This window comes from Mesorhizobium sp. M4B.F.Ca.ET.089.01.1.1, from assembly GCF_004022605.1.
Taxonomy (GTDB): domain Bacteria; phylum Pseudomonadota; class Alphaproteobacteria; order Rhizobiales; family Rhizobiaceae; genus Mesorhizobium; species Mesorhizobium abyssinicae.
This window is the reverse complement of record NZ_RZOS01000680.1, coordinates 1-2,184: the sequence shown is the minus strand read 5'-3', so window position 1 is coordinate 2,184 and position 2,184 is coordinate 1. Positions and strand designations below refer to the sequence as shown.

Sequence of the window (2,184 nt, the reverse complement as noted above, 5' to 3'; positions counted from 1 at the left end):
GGCCCTTGCAACGCCTATTTCGCCACCGCCAAGGTGGACGGCGAAAAGATCGCCATCAGCGACATCGGCTCGACCTACATGGCCTGCGCCCCGGAGGTGATGGCGCAGGAGAAGGCGCTGTTCGAGGCGCTCGCCAAGGCCGCCTCCTACCATATCGACGCCGGCAAGCTCATCATCGCCGACAAGGACGACCGCGTCATACTGCGCTTCAACGCGGCGAGTTAGTCCTCGACAGTTTCGTATGGGACTGGCGTGACAGAGGGCGCGCGAAGCATCACAGGTTTTTCAGCTTGGTTCTGCGCCATCCTGGCGGCGACCTCGCCCCCGGGCAGGGCCGTCCGTTTGTAGGCGCCGACACGCGGACGCCTGCGGCGGACACGGAGGCGGCCAACGAGCATGCGAATCTGAAGGACCGCCAACCGAAGTGACGGGAACCCGCCGCGAGGGGCGGCGGGGCATCCAGGCGGGCGCTACTCGTCTTAGGACAGGCTGCGGTTGATCTCGTCTTCGTCGAAGACGCCGGCAGCAAACAGCGCCATCGCTTGCGCCGCCAGATCCGCGGCTTCGGCACTGCCGGCGCCGATGCCCCGCTCCTGGCAGATGCGGTCATAGACCCGCTTCAGCAAGGCAAGGTCGTCAGGGTAGGCAATGCCGCTCGTGGAAACCTTGGGATCGATCATCGCCCGCTTCCTGGTGGAAGGGCGGAAGCGCGATACTCGCTCACAGCCGGCGATGCCCTTGGTCAGTTATCGCCGATGACATCAAGTTAGCGCTCCAGATGGGCCTGTCTACCTTGGAATCGAAAAGGCGGCGCCGGACCGGCCGGCTGCCGCCTTCATTCCTGCGTCGTGCTGAACGGTTCAGCCGACGATCTCGGTGTCCGAGAACCAGTACTTGATTTCCTGCGCGGCGGTTTCCGGCGCGTCGGAGCCGTGCACCGAATTCTCGCCGATCGACAGCGCATGCACCTTGCGGATGGTGCCCTCGGCGGCGTTGGCCGGGTTGGTGGCGCCCATCACTTCGCGGTTCTTGGCGATCGCGTTCTCGCCTTCCAGCACCTGCACGATGGTCGGCGCCGAGGACATGAATTCCACCAGCTCGCCGAAGAACGGGCGTTCCTTGTGCACGGCGTAGAAGCCCTCGGCCTCACGGCGGCTCATCCACACCCGGCGGGAGGCGACGACGCGCAGGCCGGCATCTTCCAGCATCTGGGTGATGGCGCCGGTCAGGTTGCGCCGGGTCGCGTCCGGCTTGATCATGGAAAAGGTGCGTTCGATCGCCATTGGGTCGTCCTTGTGGTGAGAATGGAATTGGAGGTGGCGGGCTCTATACAAGCCGCATGGCGCCTTGCCAAGGGGAGGCGCCCACCCGCTGGCGTTCTGGCCAAGGACGGCGCTTTGCGCGACAATGGCGGCGTGCGGTCAAGAGCGAAGGAGCCGGGCACGGCGCACGATGAACTGGCCTTACCTCAGACGCGGGGATATCGCCGGCATCCTGTTCGTGGCGGTGTTTGTCGGCGTCGCCCTCTTTGTCCTGCTGGTCTTTCCTGGGCTGGGGCCAAGGGAGAATTTCGGTTTCGGCCCGGAATGGCAATGCGCCCGCATGGAGCAGGGCGACCCGATCTGCGTCAAGCTCGTCGACAGGGACGGAGCGAAGTGATTACCGCTTGAGGACCACCGGCGCGCGCCGCTGCTCCCAGCCCTCGCGCTCCAGCGTCGGCACGCAGTCCTGTTCGCTGGGATAGCCGAGACAGAAATAGCCGATCAATGTCCATTCCGGCGGCGTGTCGAGAATGGCGGCGATTTCGGCCGGATCGAGAATCGACACCCAGCCCATGCCGATGCCTTCCGCCCGCGCCGCCAGCCACAGCGTATGCACCGCCATGACCGCCGAATAGTCGATGGTGGCGGGCATGGTCAGGCGGCCGAGCCCATGGCCCTGCGCCGTCGTGCGGTCGGCGAAGACCGCGAACTGACAAGGCGCCTCGGCAAGCCCGGCGAGCTTCATGCGGGCGTAGAGCGCGGCGCGCTCGCCGGAAAAGCAGCGCAGCGCTTCCGCGTTGCAGCGCTCGAAAGAGCCTCTCACCGCTTCGCGCCGCTCGGAACTGTCGACCACGACGAAGCGCCAGGGCTGGCTGAGGCCGACGGACGGCGCGACAGCGGCCAGCGCCAGCAGCCGCTCCAG

The 2,184-nt window shown here is 66.1% G+C and carries 5 protein-coding genes; 2 read left to right on the top strand and 3 right to left on the bottom strand.

What is annotated here, in order from left to right:
• The coding region (locus EN780_RS32610; protein WP_133372824.1) for an META domain-containing protein at nt 1-225 on the top strand (225 nt) is incomplete at its 5' end.
• 254 nt (nt 226-479) lie between these two features.
• On the opposite strand, the gene EN780_RS32605 is transcribed toward EN780_RS32610, so the two are convergent.
• Together EN780_RS32605 and ndk are read right to left on the bottom strand one after the other, a co-directional pair.
• Nucleotides 480-680 (bottom strand): hypothetical protein, encoded by a 201-nt coding sequence (locus EN780_RS32605; RefSeq protein ID WP_127392783.1) that lies wholly within the window; start codon nt 678-680, stop codon nt 480-482.
• Nucleotides 681-860: 180 nt separating this feature from the next.
• The gene (ndk, locus tag EN780_RS32600) at nt 861-1,283 is read right to left on the bottom strand and encodes a nucleoside-diphosphate kinase (protein ID WP_127283673.1); all 423 of its coding nucleotides are present in this window, start codon (nt 1,281-1,283) and stop codon (nt 861-863) included.
• A gap of 169 nt (nt 1,284-1,452) precedes the next feature.
• On the opposite strand from ndk, the gene EN780_RS32595 reads away from it, so the two are divergent.
• Complete coding sequence (locus EN780_RS32595) at nt 1,453-1,659, top strand: hypothetical protein (protein ID WP_127392782.1); 207 nt, start codon at nt 1,453-1,455, stop codon at nt 1,657-1,659.
• Here EN780_RS32595 and bluB read toward each other — a convergent pair.
• Nucleotides 1,660-2,184 (bottom strand): 5,6-dimethylbenzimidazole synthase (gene bluB, locus EN780_RS32590; RefSeq protein WP_128276326.1); only part of this gene is annotated, 525 nt, incomplete at its 5' end.